General features: G+C 71.4%; 27 protein-coding genes. All 27 read left to right on the top strand.

Annotated features, from left to right (window positions below; translation table 11 throughout):
- The first annotated feature begins 240 nt into the window (after positions 1 to 240).
- The 27 genes from HUT19_RS41450 (at position 241) to HUT19_RS41320 (ending at position 19,229) form a co-directional block, all read left to right on the top strand.
- Complete coding sequence (locus tag HUT19_RS41450; RefSeq protein WP_176188038.1) at positions 241 to 1,551, top strand: hypothetical protein; 1,311 nt, start codon at positions 241 to 243, stop codon at positions 1,549 to 1,551.
- 349 nt (positions 1,552 to 1,900) lie between these two features.
- Positions 1,901 to 2,674, top strand: a complete 774-nt coding sequence (locus tag HUT19_RS41445; protein WP_176188036.1) for a DciA family protein — start codon at positions 1,901 to 1,903, stop codon at positions 2,672 to 2,674.
- A gap of 433 nt (positions 2,675 to 3,107) precedes the next feature.
- Entirely contained in the window at positions 3,108 to 4,370 is a 1,263-nt protein-coding gene (locus tag HUT19_RS41440; RefSeq protein ID WP_176188034.1) for a ParB/RepB/Spo0J family partition protein, read from the top strand.
- Between the two features lie 337 nt (positions 4,371 to 4,707).
- A complete protein-coding gene (locus tag HUT19_RS41435) occupies positions 4,708 to 5,559 on the top strand; it encodes a ParA family protein (protein ID WP_176188032.1) in 852 nt (283 codons plus the stop codon).
- Between the two features lie 622 nt (positions 5,560 to 6,181).
- The gene (locus HUT19_RS41430) at positions 6,182 to 6,496 is read left to right on the top strand and encodes a hypothetical protein (RefSeq protein ID WP_176188030.1); all 315 of its coding nucleotides are present in this window, start codon (positions 6,182 to 6,184) and stop codon (positions 6,494 to 6,496) included.
- 188 nt (positions 6,497 to 6,684) lie between these two features.
- Entirely contained in the window at positions 6,685 to 7,257 is a 573-nt protein-coding gene (locus HUT19_RS41425) for a hypothetical protein (RefSeq protein ID WP_176188028.1), read from the top strand.
- 54 nt (positions 7,258 to 7,311) lie between these two features.
- On the top strand, positions 7,312 to 7,560 hold the full coding sequence (locus tag HUT19_RS41420) for a hypothetical protein (protein WP_176188026.1): 249 nt from the start codon (positions 7,312 to 7,314) through the stop codon (positions 7,558 to 7,560).
- Between the two features lie 190 nt (positions 7,561 to 7,750).
- Positions 7,751 to 8,134 (top strand): hypothetical protein, encoded by a 384-nt coding sequence (locus tag HUT19_RS41415; RefSeq protein WP_176188024.1) that lies wholly within the window; start codon positions 7,751 to 7,753, stop codon positions 8,132 to 8,134.
- Between the two features lie 169 nt (positions 8,135 to 8,303).
- Positions 8,304 to 8,720, top strand: coding sequence for a hypothetical protein (locus tag HUT19_RS41410; RefSeq protein WP_176188022.1), 417 nt, complete (start codon positions 8,304 to 8,306; stop codon positions 8,718 to 8,720).
- A gap of 64 nt (positions 8,721 to 8,784) precedes the next feature.
- Entirely contained in the window at positions 8,785 to 9,051 is a 267-nt protein-coding gene (locus HUT19_RS41405) for a hypothetical protein (protein ID WP_176188020.1), read from the top strand.
- Positions 9,052 to 9,072: 21 nt separating this feature from the next.
- The gene (locus HUT19_RS41400; protein ID WP_176188018.1) at positions 9,073 to 9,315 is read left to right on the top strand and encodes a hypothetical protein; all 243 of its coding nucleotides are present in this window, start codon (positions 9,073 to 9,075) and stop codon (positions 9,313 to 9,315) included.
- A 22-nt stretch (positions 9,316 to 9,337) separates the two neighbouring features.
- The gene (locus HUT19_RS41395; protein ID WP_176188016.1) at positions 9,338 to 9,658 is read left to right on the top strand and encodes a hypothetical protein; all 321 of its coding nucleotides are present in this window, start codon (positions 9,338 to 9,340) and stop codon (positions 9,656 to 9,658) included.
- The gene (locus tag HUT19_RS41390) at positions 9,655 to 10,218 is read left to right on the top strand and encodes a hypothetical protein (RefSeq protein ID WP_176188014.1); all 564 of its coding nucleotides are present in this window, start codon (positions 9,655 to 9,657) and stop codon (positions 10,216 to 10,218) included. The genes HUT19_RS41395 and HUT19_RS41390 overlap by 4 nt, the downstream gene beginning before the upstream one ends.
- Complete coding sequence (locus HUT19_RS41385; RefSeq protein ID WP_176188012.1) at positions 10,215 to 11,018, top strand: hypothetical protein; 804 nt, start codon at positions 10,215 to 10,217, stop codon at positions 11,016 to 11,018. Before HUT19_RS41390 ends, HUT19_RS41385 begins: the two co-directional genes overlap by 4 nt.
- Complete coding sequence (locus HUT19_RS41380; protein ID WP_176188010.1) at positions 11,015 to 11,275, top strand: hypothetical protein; 261 nt, start codon at positions 11,015 to 11,017, stop codon at positions 11,273 to 11,275. The genes HUT19_RS41385 and HUT19_RS41380 overlap by 4 nt, the downstream gene beginning before the upstream one ends.
- Positions 11,272 to 11,817 (top strand): hypothetical protein, encoded by a 546-nt coding sequence (locus tag HUT19_RS41375; RefSeq protein WP_176188008.1) that lies wholly within the window; start codon positions 11,272 to 11,274, stop codon positions 11,815 to 11,817. The genes HUT19_RS41380 and HUT19_RS41375 overlap by 4 nt, the downstream gene beginning before the upstream one ends.
- Entirely contained in the window at positions 11,810 to 12,292 is a 483-nt protein-coding gene (locus HUT19_RS41370) for a hypothetical protein (RefSeq protein ID WP_176188006.1), read from the top strand. The genes HUT19_RS41375 and HUT19_RS41370 overlap by 8 nt, the downstream gene beginning before the upstream one ends.
- Positions 12,270 to 13,478, top strand: coding sequence for a DUF5131 family protein (locus HUT19_RS41365; protein WP_176188004.1), 1,209 nt, complete (start codon positions 12,270 to 12,272; stop codon positions 13,476 to 13,478). The genes HUT19_RS41370 and HUT19_RS41365 overlap by 23 nt, the downstream gene beginning before the upstream one ends.
- Positions 13,475 to 13,921: a hypothetical protein gene (locus HUT19_RS41360; RefSeq protein ID WP_176188002.1), complete on the top strand. Its 447-nt coding sequence runs from the start codon at positions 13,475 to 13,477 to the stop codon at positions 13,919 to 13,921. Before HUT19_RS41365 ends, HUT19_RS41360 begins: the two co-directional genes overlap by 4 nt.
- Positions 13,918 to 14,556, top strand: coding sequence for a WhiB family transcriptional regulator (locus HUT19_RS41355; protein WP_176188000.1), 639 nt, complete (start codon positions 13,918 to 13,920; stop codon positions 14,554 to 14,556). Before HUT19_RS41360 ends, HUT19_RS41355 begins: the two co-directional genes overlap by 4 nt.
- Complete coding sequence (locus HUT19_RS41350) at positions 14,553 to 15,488, top strand: hypothetical protein (protein WP_176187998.1); 936 nt, start codon at positions 14,553 to 14,555, stop codon at positions 15,486 to 15,488. The genes HUT19_RS41355 and HUT19_RS41350 overlap by 4 nt, the downstream gene beginning before the upstream one ends.
- 195 nt (positions 15,489 to 15,683) lie before the next feature.
- Positions 15,684 to 15,944: a hypothetical protein gene (locus tag HUT19_RS41345; protein ID WP_176187996.1), complete on the top strand. Its 261-nt coding sequence runs from the start codon at positions 15,684 to 15,686 to the stop codon at positions 15,942 to 15,944.
- 92 nt (positions 15,945 to 16,036) lie between these two features.
- Positions 16,037 to 16,405, top strand: a complete 369-nt coding sequence (locus HUT19_RS41340) for a hypothetical protein (RefSeq protein ID WP_176187994.1) — start codon at positions 16,037 to 16,039, stop codon at positions 16,403 to 16,405.
- A 76-nt stretch (positions 16,406 to 16,481) separates the two neighbouring features.
- Positions 16,482 to 17,273 carry a hypothetical protein gene (locus HUT19_RS41335; RefSeq protein ID WP_176187992.1) on the top strand — a complete coding sequence of 264 codons (792 nt, stop codon included), beginning with the start codon at positions 16,482 to 16,484 and terminating at the stop codon, positions 17,271 to 17,273.
- An 87-nt stretch (positions 17,274 to 17,360) separates the two neighbouring features.
- A complete protein-coding gene (locus tag HUT19_RS41330; protein WP_176187990.1) occupies positions 17,361 to 17,807 on the top strand; it encodes a hypothetical protein in 447 nt (148 codons plus the stop codon).
- Positions 17,804 to 18,283, top strand: a complete 480-nt coding sequence (locus tag HUT19_RS41325) for a hypothetical protein (protein ID WP_176187988.1) — start codon at positions 17,804 to 17,806, stop codon at positions 18,281 to 18,283. The genes HUT19_RS41330 and HUT19_RS41325 overlap by 4 nt, the downstream gene beginning before the upstream one ends.
- A 49-nt stretch (positions 18,284 to 18,332) precedes the next feature.
- On the top strand, positions 18,333 to 19,229 hold the full coding sequence (locus HUT19_RS41320) for a hypothetical protein (RefSeq protein ID WP_176187986.1): 897 nt from the start codon (positions 18,333 to 18,335) through the stop codon (positions 19,227 to 19,229).
- The last annotated feature ends 212 nt before the right edge of the window (positions 19,230 to 19,441 follow it).

Below are 19,441 nucleotides of genomic sequence, written 5' to 3'. Positions count from 1 at the left end.
TAGGGCCCGATCGCCCGGTCGCTACTCGGCCGTTCGGGACTTCACCGCCCATCACAGGGGCGGGTTACTGCTCAAACACCCACCTTCAGAAGCACTTCCGAGAGGCCGTTTTCACGCCCCCTTCGTGCTTCGAAAGGCAAATGAGCCCCCAGGAGGGGTCTCGTTTTGCCGCCCTCCGGAGAGGACGACGAGCCCATAATGCAGCACAGCGCTGCCGTTTGTCAGCTCGACCCTGCCCAAATGGGGAGTGTCGAGCCCTTCACCACCCCTGCGGGCGACACATCTGCGCCCAAACCTGACCCCTCCACGCCGTCGGCCGAGGCCGCGCGCGACCGCTTCGAGTTGGTCCGCGGCAGCGCCCAGGACGTCATGCACACCGCCTCGCGCCGCTGCGAGCCGCGCGACTGGCTGGTCGCGCTGGACTGGCTGATCTTCGAAGCGAAGCTCCACCCGAAGGCCACCCTCACCACAATGCGCGTGGCGATGGACCTGGCCGCCCGCATGGACTACCGGCGGGGCATCGTCCTGTACGACCTCCTGGGCACCGCGGCCAAGCTGAAGGTGGACAAGTCCACGGTGAAGCGGCACGTGGCGTACCTCCGCGAACTCGGCGCCCTGGTCTGGCTCGAGCACGGTTCCAAGCGCAACCTGCGTCTGCCGGGCCGGAAGTACACCGCCACCGCCACGATCTACGGCGCGACCATCCCGCTCGCGTACGACGCCGCCAAGGGCCACCGGCTACGAGGCACCGGCTACGAGGCGACGGTCATCGGCTTCACGGAGGCCGGCCGGGAGCAGGCTGTGGCGAAGGCGAAGGAGTCGGCTGCGGGGCGCCTTGCGCCCCCTTCTCGTGGTGGTTCCGCCCACGTACCTGCTGATGTTGATGGTGGGAAAGAGAAAGCTACGCGCAGCGCGCGGGCCTCGAGGATCAAGCCGCCGAAGACGAGCACCCTGGGCCACAAGGTGACCGCTGCCCTGTTCCAGGCCGCCGACCGTCTCGCTCGCCGACTGCGCCCGCTGCACAACTGGACCCAGCGAGCCAAGATCAGCGAGTTGTCGTGGGTGCTGGTCGACAAGCTCGCCGAGGGATGCACCGAGCAGCAGGTCGACGTCTGGCTGCGGGACATCTCGCCCTCGGTCGTGGCCGGCCTGGACTGGCGGCCGACCCGGCCCCACACGTACATCGCTAGCTGGCTGCTGCGGGAGCGGGCCGTCCGCGAAGGCGATGCCCAGCTGCAGCAGGACTGGGCCAACGCGGTCGCGCCGAATCCCGACTTCGCCGCGGCGGTGCAGGAGACCCGCGAGCGGCAGGCCGAGGACGACGACTACCCGCAGTGTGCGGGCCTCGAGGACCTCGACGAAGAGACCCGTAAGCGAATGCGGGCCGAGGCGTGGGCCGCCTACAAGTACGACGGCGACCCCGGGCTGGTGCTGGCCACGTACGAGTTGGCCGGCCCGCAGGTCGCGGTCGCGCTGTACGGGCCGGAGCTGGTCGACCTGTGCCAGAAGCTCCACGCCAACGCCAACAACCCCCGCATCCGCCTGCACTGACAGCGCGTCAGGAGAGACTCCACATGTCCCGCCACCTCACGGCCAGCTCGATAACGGACCCTGATCTGGACGACCTTCTCGCCGAACTGGGCCGCCTGCGTGCCGCGCTCGCCCTGCACGTCCCCGTCGAAACCGAGGGGCGGACCGTGTGCTCGGCCTGCCGGAGCGAGTGGCGCTGCCCCACCGTGCTGGCCGCAGCCCCGCCGCCGGTGATTGCCGCGCAATCACCTCGAGCCCTGGAGGGCGACCCGGAGGCCGGGCCCGGAGTGATTGCGGGGCAATCACCCTCCCCCGCGTCGGCCGAGGTGATTGCGGGGCAATCACTCCCGGGGGCGCGATGACGACGGATGTGCCTCCCGCAAGCGGTGCCGACCTGGCACGCATTGCCCTGCGCCAGGCGAAGGAGGCGGCCCGTCGGCAGGGGAATCAGCAGGCGCCCAAGCCGAAGCGGACCATACGCCGGCGCCGCTACGACGGACGCGACCCGTTGTCCCTGGGCAGCATCTGGAAGCAGTGGCTCGTCGACAACGGCTGGGAAGAAGCCGCCGACGGCGGCAGCCTCCTCAACCAGTGGCCGTCGATCATCGGCGAGGACCGCGCAGCCCACTGGCACGCCGTGAAGTACGACGAGACGACGAAGACCCTGACCGTCGTGTGCGAGTCGGACTCCTGGGCACGGATGCTGTCACTGGTCTCCCGGCAGCTGTGCGACGACGTGAACCGTGCGCTGAAGCCGGGCACGCTCACCACCATCAAGGTCCGCAAGGGAGTCCACCGACCGGCGTCCGCACCGGAACCGTCCGCTGCCGAGCCCGCGCCTTCCCCGCCGACCCGCTCCCAGCCGCCCGGGACTCAACCGACGTCCGACTACGCCCAGGTCCGGGAGCGGCTGCGGGAAGAGAAGGCCCAGCGCGACGCGGCCCGCGGCACCCCGTACGTGCCGCTCACCCGGATGCGGATCCAGGCGGACCCGGACGACCACGTCGAGGCGCAGTACCTGCAGCAGAGCCTCGAGGAGGACAGGGCGCGCAAGGCCGACACCCACGCCCGGGCCCTGCGAGAGGCCCGGCGGCAGAAGGCCGCCGCAGCCCGTGCTTCCACACCCAGCGACCCCGCGCCTTGATGACGCGGGCCGAGAGAGAAGGACCCCGAGTGCAGAACGCGCCGTTGCATGACCCCCGCCGTCCCGGTGCAGTGATTGCCCCGCAATCACCCCGGCCGCGCGACACCTACCCCCGGCCGGCCATCCCGGAGCAGATATTCCAGGAGCCGGTCTACCTCGTCGCGGTGTCTGCGCCCCAACGCGCCGCTGCAGAGGGCATACTGAGCGCGGACGAGCCAGCCGAGGCCGCCGATCTCGCTCCGCAGTGATTGCCCCGCAATCACCTTGCGCCGTCCACGACTTCCCGCCGGACCCACCGCCGCAGGGTGCATTTCTGCTCATCTCGGACACAGTGCGCGCCCGTATCGGACGCCACCCCTCCGGCCGCCCCGTGCCGACGGATAAGCTCGCGGCTGAGACCCACTACATCAGCACCACCTCCCCCGGAGACCCGATGGCCGGAATGCCAAACAACGTCAGTCTCGGTACCCACCGAGCGGCAGCAGAACAACAGCGCCTGTTCAACAAGGGGACGTCTGAACTTCCCGTTGAGGACCTGCTGCCCAGCCCAGAGAACGGCCGCAAGCGGCTCCGTAACGTCGAGGGGCTTGCCGACTCCTACGACGAAGACGGAGTCGTCCAGGCGCTGACCGTCGTCACTGCCGAGGCGTACGTCAAGCACTATCCGAAGCACCGCGAGCACGTCGCGAAGTCCGGCAAGCCCTTCGTCGTTCTGCACGGCCACCGCCGACTGGCCGCCGCGAAACTGCGGGGGCTGGAGAAGGTGCCGGTCTTCATCCGCAAGACCGTGTCGGAGAACGGCTCGCTGCGGATCGCCGCGATGAAGGAGAACGAGCAGCGGCTGGGACTGGACCCCATTGAGCAGGGTGCCGACTACCAGGCTGCGCTCGACGAGCTGGGCATCTCTCAGCGGGAGCTCGCGAAGCGCCTCGGGAAGGGGACGTCGCAGACGGCCATCTCCCACAAGATCAAGCTCCTGAGCCTCATCGAGCCGCTGCAGCAGGCGGTCATCGACCACTGGTGCCGGCAGCGGGGCCTCGAGTTCGAGTTCGGCGGGGAACGGCTGCTGCCCATCAAGGAGGCCGCCACCGTTCTCGCCGGCCTGCGCGAGGACCTCCAGCAGGCGTACGTCGACGGCACGCTGTCCTTCGACGACGCCGAGGTCATCGTCAAGAGCAAGGTGCCGCTGGAGCAGCAGCAACTTCCGTCCGAGCAGACCAAGGAGCCGGAGTCCGGCACCAACCAGCAGGAGACCGGGGCCGGCGAGAGCGGCTCCGCGCAGCAGTCCCAGCCGGAGACCACTGGGGACGGCGGCACCGGCCAGCAGCAGGAGTCCGGCAACGGCGCTGAAGGCGGCGGGGAGAACAAGCCCGCGGGCACCGAGCAGAACACGTTCCCCTCCCAGCGGAACACCGAGACAGGGGAGGGCGAGCAGACCGGGGATTCCTCCGAGAAGCCCGAGACGGGAACCGGAGAGCCGCCACAGAACCTGCCGGATACCACCACCACCGGCTCCAACGGGGGTGCGCAGTCGTCCGCCGAAACGGAGAATCAGCAGCCTGCGGGGACGGTTGCCACGGTCTCGGACCGGGGCGTCATCGCCGTGACCACGGTGAAGGACATCTACACCGGTCTCAAGGAGCGCCTCTCCCCTGCCGAGTTCGAGGAGCTGCAGGAGCTCATCCTGAGCGACTGAAGCGCCGCCGCTTTCCACGAGTCGCCTCGTCGAGTGATTTCTCGGCGGGGCGACTGGCGTTTTTCCTGCCTGGCGCGATAACGTGCGCCCCAGCATTCCCCTTCCTACCGTGCCTGCCACGCTCTCACCGCGTCGGCCCCGCGCACGCGGGTGATTGCGGGGCAATCACTTCACTCCCCGATGTTCCGTCAGCGGACCTGACGGCTCAGGCGGACGACACGGCAGGAACTCGTACTCACTCAGCCCTTCACACGCCGGCACGATGCCTCCTGGTGCTCCGCCACTCCCCCGCCAGGATCCCGTGCGTGATTGCGGGGCAATCACTGTGGAGATCTCCATGACCGTCCAGGCAGAACGCGTTCCCCGGATCATCTCGATGACCAACCAGGTCGGGGGGTCCGGCAAGAGCACCTCAGGCGTGAACCTCGGCGCGCAGCTGGCCGAGTTCGGCTGGAAGGTTCTGGTCGTCGACGGCGATGACCAGTGCGACGCGTCGTACCAGCTCGGCTACGCCTTCCCCGACCAGCTCGAGGACCAGAAGACCATCTATGACTGCCTCACCGACAAGAGCGTGAAGCTCTCGGAGGCGATCGTGCCGGCCCTCGCCGGTCCGCTCGGCGGGCCCGACACGAAGGTCATCGACAACCTGTATCTGGTGCTCGGATCGCACGAGATGGAGAACGCCGAGCAGCATCTGACGACGGCCATGGCCCGCGAGCTGTGGCTGAAGAACCTGCTCGCCCCCATCAAGGGCGACTACGACGTCATCATCATCGACTGCCCCGGGAACCTCGGCCTGGTCGTGATCGGCGCCATCCTGGCCAGTGACGAGATCGTCGCATGCATCAAGCCCGGCCTGAAGGAACTCCGCGGCCTCACCCGCATCGAGCAGAAGATCGAGCTGGTGAAGGAGACCTGGGGCGAGTACGGAGCCCACGCCGAGTTGGTCGGCGTGCTCCTGGTGGACGTTCCCACCACCCGCTCCCAGGGAGCTGTCTGGGACGACGGCAAGAAGATGGTGGAGGAGGCATACGGGGACCTGGTCCTGCCGGGCATCCGCCGCTCGACGAAGATCCCGGAGTCATACGCCCACCAGAAGCCGCTGCTCTACTTCGACCGCGCCGGCGAGGCCACCGCCGACTACCTCTCGGTGGCCAAGGGCCTGGGATTCAAGCGGATCTCGAAGTAGGCGGGTGATTGCGGGGCAATCACCCACGGGGGGAGAGGGGCGAACGTCGCCTGCAGGACGAGGAAGTGATTGCCCCGCAATCACGCACGCGCCACGGCCCGGTCGTTTCGGCGGCCGGGCCGTGGCGCAGTCCGCGGCAAGGGCGGGGAGTTCGGTGATTGCGGGGCAATCACTCCGGCGGCCGGGGGAGAGGCCGGGCGGCGTGTTCGCCGTGTTTCCCCACTCTCAACCATCACAAAACCAAAGATCAGTGTTGGTTGGAACCAACGCGCGATACACTCCCCGTGTCACCGGGGGGTGTGCGCACCTCCCTGGTGGGTCTCTGGCGCCCCTTCGTACGGCGGTGCGTGTTCTTTGTCGGCAACATCGGACGCGGCAGCTCACGTACGTGGGGGCGCCCCCACATATCTGCCGGAGAGCGTCACGAGGTCCTTGCCCCGAACATCACTTTGTTGACAAGTTGACCCTGCCCCCTGGTGCATCCAGGTGGATCTTGACACTCTGGCTCGGCACGGAGGCCACCGGCGGCCGAACCGTGTGAACCCGAAGAAGCCTGCCGGAAGAAGGTGGAGTAATGGGCCCCAGCCTGGCCGCGCGAGACGAACCTGGCAAGGAGCACGGCGTGATCCGCCAGCCTTCCCCGGAGGCAGCCGTGATCCCGCTCCGGCCGGTGGCGAGCGCCGGTGGCGACGGTCGTCCCACCGACCTCCAGGTCGCCGCCTGGTGGGAGAAGATCTTCGGGGACATGGGTCGCACCCTGACCGACCCGGCCACGGCCGAGGCGCACCGCATCACGGCGGCTGGATTCGGCCTGCTGATAGACGGGGCCCGCGCCGCCGGCGTGTTGAGCGACTCGCAGGCGACCTATCTGTCGGGGCTCGCCGTTGAGGCGGTCCGTGCACCGGACTTCGTGGGGGACTCCCCGTCAGGTCGATGAGGCCACGTCTTGTCCCCGTTCTGTAACAGTGCAGGCCAGTGCTGAATACGCGCAGGTAATTTCTTACCGAACGCATGTGCCCGTGACATGATGGCTGCTTAGAGAACGCTTACAGATCATTGCGTAGCTCCGCCCTGCCGCGTCCCTCTGCACGCCCCGGGGCCGGGCGCTCCATGGGGGTGGGGAACATGATCGGGCCAGCGGCTGCGCGGCCGGAAACCGGGGTTCAGGAGCCAGCGGACCTTCTCGACGAACTGGACAGCGCCGACTGGAAGCGCGCGGGTTCGACCGCCGCCGGACCGAGTCTCGGCCGCTCAGCCACCCGGGTCCACAGCAACGCCCCAGCCAACACCCTGGTGTTGGACCACTTGGCCGCCTGTGACGGCGAGGTCGCCGACTTCATCGCAGCGGCCCGCCAAGCCCCCGCGCAGCCCGTCGATCCCGGACAGCCCAGCCGCGCCGCCGCGTACGAGCGGGCCCGGGTCCAGGCCGAAGACCTCGGCATCGACTGGCAGGAGTACCTGGTCGCGATGGAGTGGCGGCACGCCGTTTCCTCGGCGCTGCTGATGGGGGACACCGAGGTCATCCGGCGCGAGCCCTGCCCGGCCTGCCGCACCTGGGGGCTGATCTGGGTGGTCACGCACAAGGCCGCCATGTGCGTCAACCGTTACTGCGCCGATCGGGGGCAGCCGCGGATGTGGACGCTGGCCCAGCTCGCTGCCGAGCGCGCGAGCCGGCGCGTCCAGCGGATCGCCAGCTAGCACCCAGCCGATGCCCCTTACGCGGCCCGCCAGCCCGGGCGGGCCGCGGACTTGATGACGGGTTATGTAATGCAGTCCTCCCAGCCCCCCACCCCTCCGCCGGACGACCTCGTCGACTTCTTCACCGCAGCCGCGTTCTTCCAGCCGACCGGTCATCCCGTCTCGCACTCCACGCTCAGGCGCGACGCGGAGGCCGCCGGCGTGAGGATCTGGAAGCGAGGCCGCCGGCACCTCGTGTCCCTGTCCGACATGCTCGTCCTGCACGGCGAGCGCCAGGACGAGAACGCGGAGGCGGACAGCTAGCCGGTCCAACCCGCCCTCCTGGCCCGCTCCCTGACGTCTCGTAGGCTTGCCGCCGCCCGACCGCCCCCTCCGGAGTCCCGGAGGGGGTTTCTTCATGTCCACCCAATCCAAACCCCTTGCTTACGTATTGGGTTTCCCGTAGTGTCTGGAGCGCCGACAGAGAACACCCCCGCTACGGATCGAGGATTCGATGGCTGTCATAGCCCCCGACCGCACGATCGGGCTGCCCGCCGAGCGCAACCTGGCCGAGCTCAGCAAGGACGACCAGGACCTGCACTGGGCCCTGATGGCACTCCTCGGCTACGAGGGCGGCGCCGCCACCGTCGACGGCGGCCTCAGCGACAAGGTCGAGCGGCTGGCGATCGCGCAGCAGGCGGCACAGAACGCCCGGATCAGCCTCCCCGCGACGGCCGAGATCGCCGAGTGCAACGAATGCGGCCTGATCTTCAACGCGGACCACGCGAAGGAGGCCGAGGGCCTCACGCTCTGCGGCGAGCACGCCCACGCCTGGTCCCTGGCCAACGACGAGAACTACGGCCGCGACGACACCACCTTCGAGTCCCGCTGGGACTAGCGGCCCACCCAAACTCCGGCTCGGCCCCGCCCGGTTGAGCCTCCACCCCCCGGGGGGATCCCGGGGGCCGAGCCGGACCCTCCAGGCCGGACGCGCGGCGGCACCCACCCGCGCGTCCGGCCGCACCAACCGCGCACGTCCGCCCCACCACGGCTGGAGAGGCCCCGCCATGAAGACCGCCGACCACCTGCGCCGCGCCGTCGAACTGATCGAGAAGCACGGCCTGTACACCGGCGACGACAGCTACGTCGGCCCGGACGGCTCCCTCGACCTCTGCGCCGCGCTGTACCAGGGCGCCACCTGCGTCCTGCCGGAGGTCTTCCGCACCGACACCGTCGCCGCCACCGAGGCCATCAAGAGCAGCGCCTGGGCGATGGCCGCGATCCGCGCCGTGTACGACGCCCTCGGCCCCGAGGTGACCATGCCAGAGACGGACGGCCCCGACGAGGTCATCGACCGCGTCTCCCACTGGGCCGCGACCGCCCCGTTCCGGCAGGCGCAGCCGCCCACCCGCACCCAGGTGATGGGCCGCCTGCTGCGCACCGCCGAGGCCCTCGACCCGCAGGCCGCCACGGCCGCCGCCTGACCGGAGCCCGAGTCGGCGGCCGAGCGGCGGCCGACCCGAGCACCGGCGGACAGGAGACCCCGCCATGCTCACCGCCCGACGCACCACCCCCGGCACCTGCCGGACCGTCATGTCCCTGTACCTGGCTGCCCTCGACCACACCAAGCCCGTCGACCAGGCCACCGCGCTCCAGGCCGCCCGCCACACGGAGCTGCAGCTCGCCTCCCTCGACCGCGAGGTCGCCGCCGTGTACATCGCCGACGCCGCCTCGACCCTGCGCACCGACCCGGACCTGCACCGCGCGCGCCTCGCCTGGGCGCGCGGACTGGCCAACCACACCGTCCGCCCCTGAAGCCGACACAGGAGCCACGCCATGAGCACCCCGACCGTGAACACCACCACCGCCCCGGCCGCCGTCGACGCGCTGCCGCCGTACGTCTCGGGCCTGGAGGCCGGCCGCGACGACGCCGCGAACACCGCGGCGGACGTCGTCGCCGTCCGCCTGGCCTGGATCACGGAGTTCGCCGACGCCGAGTACGCCGACGGCTACCGCGCCGGCCTGGACTTCGACCGCCGTGTGGAGACCGCCTTCCGTACCCGCCGCGGCCGGGCCTGACCGCCGAGGAGATCACCGCCCCATGTACACGCGCCTGCTCCGCCGCCTGCAGCACCAACTGCAGCGCCTCGCCGACCGGCTGCTGATGCCGAAGCCGAGCCAGCCCGCCCCGGTCTACGTCCGCCTGCACGACGACACCGCCATCGACGCCGAGACGGTCCCGGACTGGGACGGCAACTACCTCGGCCGGCTGACTTTCGGCGGCGTCGTCCTCGAGGGCGACGCCACCGAACTCGCCCGCCTGGCCCAGGAACTGCACATCGCCTCCGAGGTGGCCGCCGCGGCCAAGGTCATCGACGCCGGCCGCTCCGGCACCCTGAGCCCGAGCGGGGGAGAGGGATGAACGGCACCATCTCCGTGACCGCGCTCGACCCCGACCGGGACGAGCACTACGAGGTCGACACCCGGCCCGGCCAGCACGGCATGTACCAGGGAGTCGTCACCGGTCCGTTCGGCGCCATCGAGGGCGACCCATACGCGCTTCAGGAGCTCGGCCTGGCGCTGCTGACCGCCGCCGCGAGCGCGGACTTCGCCGCCCGCCTGCGCGTGGACCAGGCCGGCCCGCTCAACCCGCTCGAGGCCCCCACGCCCGACCTGTCCGAGCAGAGCCCCGGCCAGGCCGCCGCATACGAGGCGTGGACCAACACCACGCTCGTCTGGGGCACGGCCGGCCACGACAACGTGCCCGTCGAGCCGGGCGACTGGACCGGCGACGAGGACGGCAACGCCATCGCGCTCGTCGACGACTTCACCGACCTGCACTTCACCGACGGCTGCCTGCACGCCCGCAGCCGCTGCCGCCACGACCACATCCACACCAAGCCCCTCAAGCACCCCGACGACCTGGCGGCGGTGCGCCGCGAGGCCGAGGAGTGCACCGGAGACGAGGACCTCACCGCATGACCGAGAACTCCCGGACCTACCCCGCCCGGCACGCCGCCTACCTCACCGAGGTCGACGCCCGGCAGGCCGCCGCCACCGACGGCGACTGGGGTGTCTACGACCAGGGCACGATGGTCGAGGTGGTCGCCGGCCTGCAGGAGACCGACACCGGCTACCGGTGCCGCCGTCAGATCGCCCGCCTCGACGAGGAACCGATCGACAACATCGACGACCATGACGACTGGACCGAGGAGCAGGACTACGCGCAGCTCCTGTCCGACGGCACGTTCATGGCGCACTCCCGCACCGACGTCCCCCGCCTGCTCGACATCGTCGCCGAGCAGCACCAGCGCGCCGAGACGGCCGAGCAGACGCTGGACGCCGTCGGCGAGGTGATCGCCCCGGCCGGGCAGCCGCGCCGGGTCCCCACCGACCCGGACGCCCCCCTCGCCGAGTCGATCGCCTGGCTCGCCGACCGCGCCGAGGAGCTGGACGCCCGGCTGCAGCTGGTGCGCGAGTTCCGGATCCCGGTGAAGAACCGGCTCGGCGGGTACGCCGAGGTGACCGTCGAGCGCGGCCCGGGCCCGTACGACGACCGCTGGGCCATCACCGACGGCGCCTTCACCGGCAAGCGGGCCTGGCACGACGGGGACTGGCACTACATCAGCGACCTCGGCGCCGCCGCGGCGTACGCGCACACCATGGACGCCGCGCTCACCCTCGGCGAAGAGGTCGCCGGCCTCGAGGGGATCCGCCTCGACAAGGAGATCGAGGCGCTGCAGAACAGCCAGAGCCCTCAGCGGCCGGGCGGTGAGCAGTGACCAGCGCGACCAGCACCGCCACTGGGAGCGATCACTGGGTGCGCTTCGACCCCCAGGGCTGCGCCCAGAGTTCCTCCTACGTCGACGAGATCGGCCCGCTCGCCGAGGACGCCCACAAGCAGTTCGTCCCCAAGGTCGCCGACCGGCGCCGGGAAGCGGCCGAAGGATGGACCATGGAGCGCCTGACGAAGCAGGAGTGGCGCGAGCGTGCCCTGCCCTGCTTCCAGGGCACGTGCACCCACGGGAAGCGATCGTGACGGCCGCGACCGTCGCCGTCACCCTGCCGTGCACGGACCGACTCGACGTGTGGGACGCCCTGTTCGAGGACGAGGGGTCCGAAGCCCAGGCCGCCGCCCGCCGTACGGCAGCCACGCTGTGCGCGGGCTGCCCTCAACCGTGCCCCGAGCAGGTCACCGAGGCCAGCGCCCCGCGGAAGGTGACCGAACTGGCGGAGGACTGGCTGCCCCCATCCCGCGAGGGCCGCAGCCTGTACACCGGCAAGGAGAAGTGGCACGGCACCACCGCCGGGGTCCCGACGCACGGCTGCTACTGCCACCGCTGCGTCACGGCGTACGACGCCCACCGCGATCGCCACGCGCAGCGCGCCAAGGGCCAAGCCCTGAGCGTCGGACGCTCCTACGTGCCGGTCGCCGACCGGGTGCGGGTCTGGGCGACCGAAGCGGTCGCGCTCGCCCACCTCGGCCTCACCCCGGCGCAGATCGGCACCCGGCTGTACGTCACCGAGGACACCGCCGAGCAGCTGCTCGCCTACGCAGCCAGGGAGTTCACCCATGCCTGAACTCGCCCCCGCCGTACGCGGCCTGACGGTAAAACAGCCCTGGCCCTGGGCGCTGCTGCAGCCAGGCGGCAAGAACATCGAGAACCGGACCTGGCCCATCCCGCCCGCCCTGCTCGGCGCCACGGTGCTGCTGCACGCCGGCCAGAAGGTCGACCGCGACGCCCTGAGCGATCCGCGGATCACCGCGCTTCCCGACGTACCCGACCTCGACGACTTCGTCACTGGCGCGATCGTCGCGTACGGACGGCTGGCCGAATGCCACGAGGAGAAGGGCGGCTGCTGCGCCCCCTGGGGTGACCCCACGGTCCTGGACCCGATCTTCCACTGGCAGATCGCCGACCTGCGCGCCATCGAGCCGATCCCCTACACCGGCTCGCTCAGCCTGTGGCACCCGCGGCCTGACCTCGACCTCTCGTTCCTGAGCCACACACTCCCCAAGGAGGAGGACAGCCGTGTCGACGAACACCGCCATTGAGTGGGCGAACAAGACGTGGGGCCCCATCATCGGCTGCACCCGAGTCTCGTCCGGCTGCGACGGCTGTTACGCGATCCGTACCGCGAACATCCGGACCTACAACCCCAACCCGAAGATCGCAGCGGCGTACGCCGGAACCGTCCACACGACCGATGGGCGCCTCGACTGGACCGGCCAGGTCAACCTGGTGGAGGACCGTCTCACCGATCCGCTGAGGTGGCGCAAGCCGCTGCGGGTGTTCGTCAACTCGCAGAGCGACCTGTTCCACGAGCAGGTTCCCGAGGAATTCATCGCCCGCATCTTCGCGGTCATCGCCGTGACGCCCCGGCACACGTACCAGGTCCTCACCAAGCGGCACGGCCGGATGCGGTCCCTGCTCGGCAAGCGCGAGTTCTGGCAGGAAGTCGGGCGGCACGCACGCCAGGACGCCTACCGGCACCGCGGCGCCGAGGAGTGGATCGAGGAAGGCGCCAGCGTCTGCGACCCCGCCACCTTCGACCAGCTCCGGCAGCTGCCCAACCTCTGGCTCGGCGTGTCCGTGGAAGATCAGAAGACGGCCGACATGCGGATCCCCGCCCTCCTCGAGACCCCGGCCGCCGTACGGTGGATAAGCGCCGAACCGCTGCTCGGCCCGATCGACCTCTGCGGCCCTGTGCACCCGGACGGCGGGCGCAGGAAGCTGACCTACTGGCTCGACGGACGCCCTGGCCTGGGCGAGGGGTACACCACGGGCACCGGCCTGGTGATGCACCCGCTCGTCACCGGCCCCCGGCTCGACTGGGTGGTCGCCGGCGGCGAGTCCGGCCCGGGTGCCCGCCCGGCGCACCCCGACTGGTTCCGCCTCCTGCGCGACCAGTGCGCCCACTCCGGGGTGCGCTACTGGTTCAAACAGTGGGGACAGTGGGGCCTCGAGGCGCCGCTGGACGGCGAGGGCCGGATCGTGCGCGGCGCCCGCGGCCAGGGCGTGACCCTCGCCAACGACGGCACGGTGTACGCCCCCGGCGACCTGGCCTACCCGGACGGCCCCCGCTACGGCGAAGCCATCCGGGCCGGGCACCAGCGGGCCAACCTCACCCAGCTCTACAGCGTCGGCAAGAAGGCGGCGGGCCACGAACTCGACGGCCGCGTCCACCAGGAGTTCCCCGAGGTGCGTCCGGCGGCTGCCCGAGCGGAGGCGGGCCGATGACCGTGACGGAACTGACTCCCGGTCCTGCGCGCACCTGGCGCATCGAACTGCCTACCGGGCTCACCCTGATGACCAGCAACGAGCGGCTGCACCACCTACAGCGCTCGGATCGGACCCGCGCCCTGCGGCAGGCCGCCCGCATCGCGGCCCAGGTCGCCCGTGTGCCGCACCTCGAGCGCGCCTACGTCACCTGCTACCTGCGGGCGAAGGACCGGCGTCGCCGCGACCCGGGCAACTGGTACCCCTCGGCGAAGGCCGCGCTCGACGGAGTCGTCGACGCCGGCGTGCTCACCGACGACGACGCCACCCGCGTCATCGGCCCCGACATGCGCCTCGGCGAGGTCCTCAAGACCGGCCCCCAACTCGTCCTCGTGGTCACGGACCTTACCCAGATGGCCCCCGACCACCTCACCCTTCTCGACCCCCTGGGAGCAGCAGCATGACCCCCGCCGCCGTCCTCACCGGCCGCCCCGCCGCGGCCAAGGGCAGCCACTGGGCGCAGCGCAGCGCCTGCCACACCACCAACGCCGACGACTTCTTCGAGCCCGGCCCGGCGGCGCAGGCCCGCGCCCGGGAGATCTGCCTGACCTGCCCGGTCCGCGTCGCGTGCCTCACCGACCGTGCCGCGGGCGGCATCGCCGAGACGGAGGGCATGGTCGGCGGCCTGGACGAGGCCCAGCGACGCGTGCTGAAGGTCGCCGAACTCATCGGTGAGCGCCCCGACTTGGAGCGCGCCGAGCAGCTCCTCTCGCCGAGCTGGCGCTACCGGCTGCACAAGCTGCGCAACGGCGGTCACGCGCCGCGGCGGATGGCGGAGATCCTCACCGGCGAGGGCCTGACGGTGGACGCGATCACGGTGCGGGTCGCGCTGTGGTGGGTCGGGGGCAGCGGCAAGGCCCTGGCCCGGCGCGCCTCCCGGGACCGGCGCCCGCTGTGGCAGCGGCTGCGCGACGACCACGCCGACGAGATCAGGCGCCTGCGCGGAAGCGGCGCCCGGCACATCGACGTCGCGGAGTACCTCGGCGTCCACGTCGGCACGTCCACGCGCGCGGTGCAGTCGCTGGAGGTGGCTGCGTGAGCACGGCGACCCCCACCCGCGGGCCGGCCGAGCGGGCGGCACACGCCCGCTGGGCCGCCCGGCGGCGGCGCCTGATCGCCTACGGGCAGTGGGACCCGTTCATGCCCGCCGAGCCGGTCCGCGCACACCTGCGGGCGCTGGCCGAACTGGGCATGCCGATCAAGGGAGTTGAACAGGCCCTGGGACTTCAGCCCCAGGCGCTGCGCCACGTGACGGCCGGTACCTACGGCTACGGGCCGGGGGAGAAGGTCACCCGGGAGATCGGTGAGGCGGTCCTGGGGTTCTGGCCGAAGCTGGAGGACTTCCCCGACAGCGCCACCGTCGACCCGACCGGGACACGGCGTCGTGTCGAGGCGCTCGCGGTCGGCGGATGGTCGCGGGCGATGCTGGCCGAGCGGGCCGGACGACCGTACTGCTCCTTCAGGAACTCGCTGAACTTCGCACGGACCTCGGTGCCGCTGGCGAAGACGGTGGTGCAGCTGTACGACGAGCTGTGGAACGAGCGTCCCGAGGACCACGGCATCCGGGCCTGGGTTGCCGAGCGGGTCCGCCGAACGGCACAGGCCGCTGGCTTTCACGGGCCGCTCGCGTGGGACGACGACCTCATCGACAACCCTTCCGCGCTGCCGCAGACCGATGCTCGGGTGTCGCTGCTCGGGCAGGGGGAGAACCTCGCGGACCGGTTCCTGCTGGGGGAGTCGGTCATCCTGGACGCGGCGTCCCGCAGGGAGGTCCTCGTCCACCTCATGGAGTGGACGGACCTGACGGTCGCGCAGGTGGCGGAGCGCCTCGAGGCGACGGAGGCCGCGGTCTCCCGAGCCTGGGAGCGGGCCAAGGCCAAGGAGCGGGAGGCAGGCCGCACCCCGCCGTGGCGGCGGGTGTACATCTCGCCGAGCGAACTCCTGCGGGACCAGGCGGCGAACGCCGCGTGAGGCGGCGACGGCCGTCTGTCGGGGCCCGCCCCGGTGGCCGGCCTCCCGCGCCAGCAAGCTTCTGACCAGGGCGGTCTCCCCGCGGAGGCCGCCTTTTTGCATGCCCCGAAACCCTTGAATCTATTGCTTACGTATTGGGTTTCGCGTAGTGTCTGGGGTGCCGACAAAGACACGCGAAACACCCAAGGAGCTGGCATGCAGCACGAGATGCGCCTGATCGACACCAACGGCTACACGGTCCCCGGCGCGGTCCGCTACGGCGTACCGACCGACCAGGTCGCCTCCGTAGAGGCCGAGCTGAAGGCCCTCGCCGAACCCGACGCCGACCAGGGCCGGGAGCTGCACCTCGCGCACGCGGCCAGCCTCACCGGGGTCAGCGCCTCCAACCAGCGCGCGGCGGCCAGCCAGGTCCGCGCCAACCGCTACGAGGTGCGGATCACCCCGCCGGTCGCCTGACCGGCCCGGCCGGGGCCCACGGGCCCCGGCCCCCGTACCGCCAGCCACGTCGGCACCCGCTTCACCTTCAACCCCGAGAGACGGAGACCCACATGACGGCACTGCGCACCGCCCGCGACGTCTACCCCAAGGGCACCTCGCGCCAGGTCTGCATCGCCCACAACCGCCTGATCAAGTCCATCGAGATGGCCATGGCCCTGTACGTCGAGTTCGGCGAGCAGGCCACCCCCGCCATGATCGAGCGGCTCACCGCCGAGGACTTCACGAGCGCCGCCCGCACCGCCGGGGTGAACCCGCCCAACAGCGACGACACCCGCGACCAGGTCCGCCTCCTGCTGAAGGTCTTCGTCGCCCTCGGCACCACGGACGGCCCCGCCGACGCCGAGGTCGTCAGGGCCCTCCTCAACGGCCCCGGTCGCGCCGAGGGCGGCCGGATCGCCCTCCTGGTCCCCATCAGCTGACGGGACGTCCGCCTTCCCCTGGGGCCGGGCCGCACCCGGCCCGGCCCCAGGCCGACCCGAAGGACCCTCTCTCCCGATGCCGACCGACCGGCTCCTGCTCACCCCTGACGCCCTCGAGCCCGGGATGCGCGTCGTCTACACCGACCACGCCGGGATCCCGCTGCAGCTCACCCTCGCCGAAGTCCTCCCCGGCAAGGACGTCTTCACCACCCGTGCCACCCGCTCCGTACCCGCGCTCGAGATCCCGCTCGACGACGTACGGGCCGGACGCCTCACCCGGCGCCCCACCCGCACCCACACGCCGCGCATCGCCTCCGCCGACCCGGACGACCCGGCCCAGCCCGGCACCTGGTTCGTCGCCTGGTGCGCGAAGTGCGGGTGGCAGACCGTCGCCCTGGCCGTCGAGGCCGCCGTGCGCTACCAGTTCCGCCGCTTCCACCCACCACACGTCCGAAAGGCTCCGCCCATGCCTCTGCCGACCGCTGCCACGCTGCTCACCGGCCTCGCCGCCAACGCGCTGCTGGACTTCGAAGCCGAAGTCGACCCCGCGACGCTCGAGGCGGTCACCACGCACGAGGGAGCCCGCATCACCTTCGCCTCAAGCGGCGACCCGGCCACCGACCGGGGCCTGGTCGAGCAGATCAACGGCGAGCTGTGCCTCAGCCGGGACCCCAGACTCGACAACCTGGCGGTGGTCGTCCGCCCCAGCGACGACGACGCCACCCTGGCCGCCGCCGCGAACTCCCTGCGCCACCTCGCCACCCTCCTGGACCGGGCCGCCGCGCCCACCGACCAGGACCCGCCCGCCCAGATGGACCGGGCCACCGCGCTGCGCTTCGCCGAGAACGTCCTCAGCAGCGTCGGCTGAACCACCCCGCCCGACCGCTCCGGCCCCGCTCACCCGGGCCGGAGCGGGCCTCGTCCTCAACTCCCCGCGCACGAAAGGGCCATCGCCGTGACCACCACCAGCACCGTGACCGAACTGCGCTGGAACAGGGACGTCTACCCGCCGGTCGGGACGGACGACACCAGCTGGATCCCCTGCACGACCAGCGACGGCCAGCCCGCCGCGCTCGCCCTGGACGACCAGGAGCGCGAGGCCCTCGGCAGGCAGCTCCTCCACCTCGACGACGTCGTCGACGAGCAGTTCTTCGAGCCCGAGCGCCTGTACGTCCGCAACGGCATCACCTTCCGCTGCGAGGGCATCGCCCTCTATCCGGGCACCACCGAGCCGCGCGCCTTCGGCTTCAAGCGCCACGGGCACCCGAACGCCGGATGGGCGCCGGCCACCTTCAGCGAGCGGGCCTGGCGCAGGGGCTGGGAGGACATCACCTGCCCGGAGCACGGCTACGAGTGCGCCCCGCACGCCCCGGTGGCCGACTGCCCCGCGCATCGCCGATGACGACCGCCCTCCTCGAGCGCGCCCCCGGCCCGGCACCACCCGCCCCGCCTGCCGAGACGTACGGCCACGAACAGGCCCTGGACGCGATGCTGTACGCCGCCCGCCGGATGGGCATCGCCGCCACCGACCGGCAGGTCGCCACCCTGCTCACCGTCGCCGAACGGCACCTGCTGCCCCCGGAGCCGGCCGACGACTTCCCGCACGGCACGATGCGCGGCTACCGCCGCCACCGCCGACGCCGGGAAGCGGCCTGCGAGTCGTGCCGGGAGGCGTGCCGCCTCGAGTCCGCCGCGCGCCGACAGCGCCGCCGTACGACGAAGCCGTGCGGCACCGAGGCCGCCTACCGCCGGCACCTCTACCACTGCGAAGAGCCGTGCCAGCCCTGCAAGGACGCCCACGCCGCCGACGTCCGCGAGTACCGCGAGCGGGCGGCAGGGCCTGACCAGCAGCCGCCACAGAAGGAGAGGACACGATGACACCCCAGCGACCGCCCGCCTTACCGGCCCGAGCCCCGGAGCGCACCCGGTGAGCGCCGCGGGCGGGCAGACCGCGCTGTCGGTCCCGGCGCAGCCCGGCCGGGGAGGCCGGCACGGCATCGCGGACGTCACCACCGAGGTGCTGACCCGGATGCTGCGCGACCACTTCATCAAGCCGGGGGAGGAGATACCGGGCGCCGTGTTCCTCACCGAGGTCACCGCCCCCGAGCGCACCGGCCGCCGGGCGGACGCGGTCCACATCGCCACGTGGGCGTCGCGGGGCGGCGGCGAGATCGACGTGTGCGAGGTCAAGACCCAACGCGCCGACTGGCTCCGGGAGTTGCGCGACCCGGGCAAGGCGGAGGCGTGGTGGCCGTACAGCTCGCGGTTCTGGCTCGTGGTGCCCAACACCACCGTCGCCCGGCCGGACGAGCTGCCCGAAGGGTGGGGGCTGATGGTGCCCAAGGCCCGCGGCCGGCGCTTCCAGGTCCTCGTCGAACCCGCCAAGCGCACCCCGGAGCTGACGACGGGTCTGCTGGTCACCCTGCTCACCAACACCGAGACCGTGCGGATGAACGCCCTGCGCCGCCAGCGCGACGAACTCGGCGACCGGCACCGCGCGGAGCTGCAGCGGGTGCGCGACGAGGGCGGCACGGCCCGCAACCCCCACGTCGAGGAGAAGCTCGCGCTCCTCAAGCGTCTGGAGCAGGCGCTGGGCGGGCGGCTCAGCGGCAGCGGCGGGTGGGGGCGGTACGTCTCCACCGACGAGGCGGCCGAGGCCCTGGCCGCGTTCGCGCAACCCCACATCGAGCAGCAGCGCGGTCGCGAGCGCACGGTGCGGCTCGCGTCGACTCTGGCCCACCATCGCAACGAACTGACCCGCATCGTGGGCGAGTTGGAGCAGGCGACGGCCCTGCCGAAGGCGGACGAGGGGCCTTCCGCGTAACGGCCGGCATCTCGAGCGGAACAGGCCGGGTCCCGGCATGGGGTCCGGTCGGGTTGCGCCCCTCAGCATTGAAACCCGTTGCTTACGTATTGGGTTTCAGCTAGTGTCTGTCCTGCGCGGCCCCACCAACTCCCCGGGGCCACGCACCGGCCGCGCTTCGCCACCCCCCCCAGGCGGGGCGCGGCCACCCCCTTCTCGGCCACGGAGGCTCC

This window comes from Streptomyces sp. NA02950, assembly GCF_013364155.1.
Taxonomy (GTDB): domain Bacteria; phylum Actinomycetota; class Actinomycetes; order Streptomycetales; family Streptomycetaceae; genus Streptomyces.
This window is presented reverse-complemented; position numbering and strand designations above follow the sequence as displayed.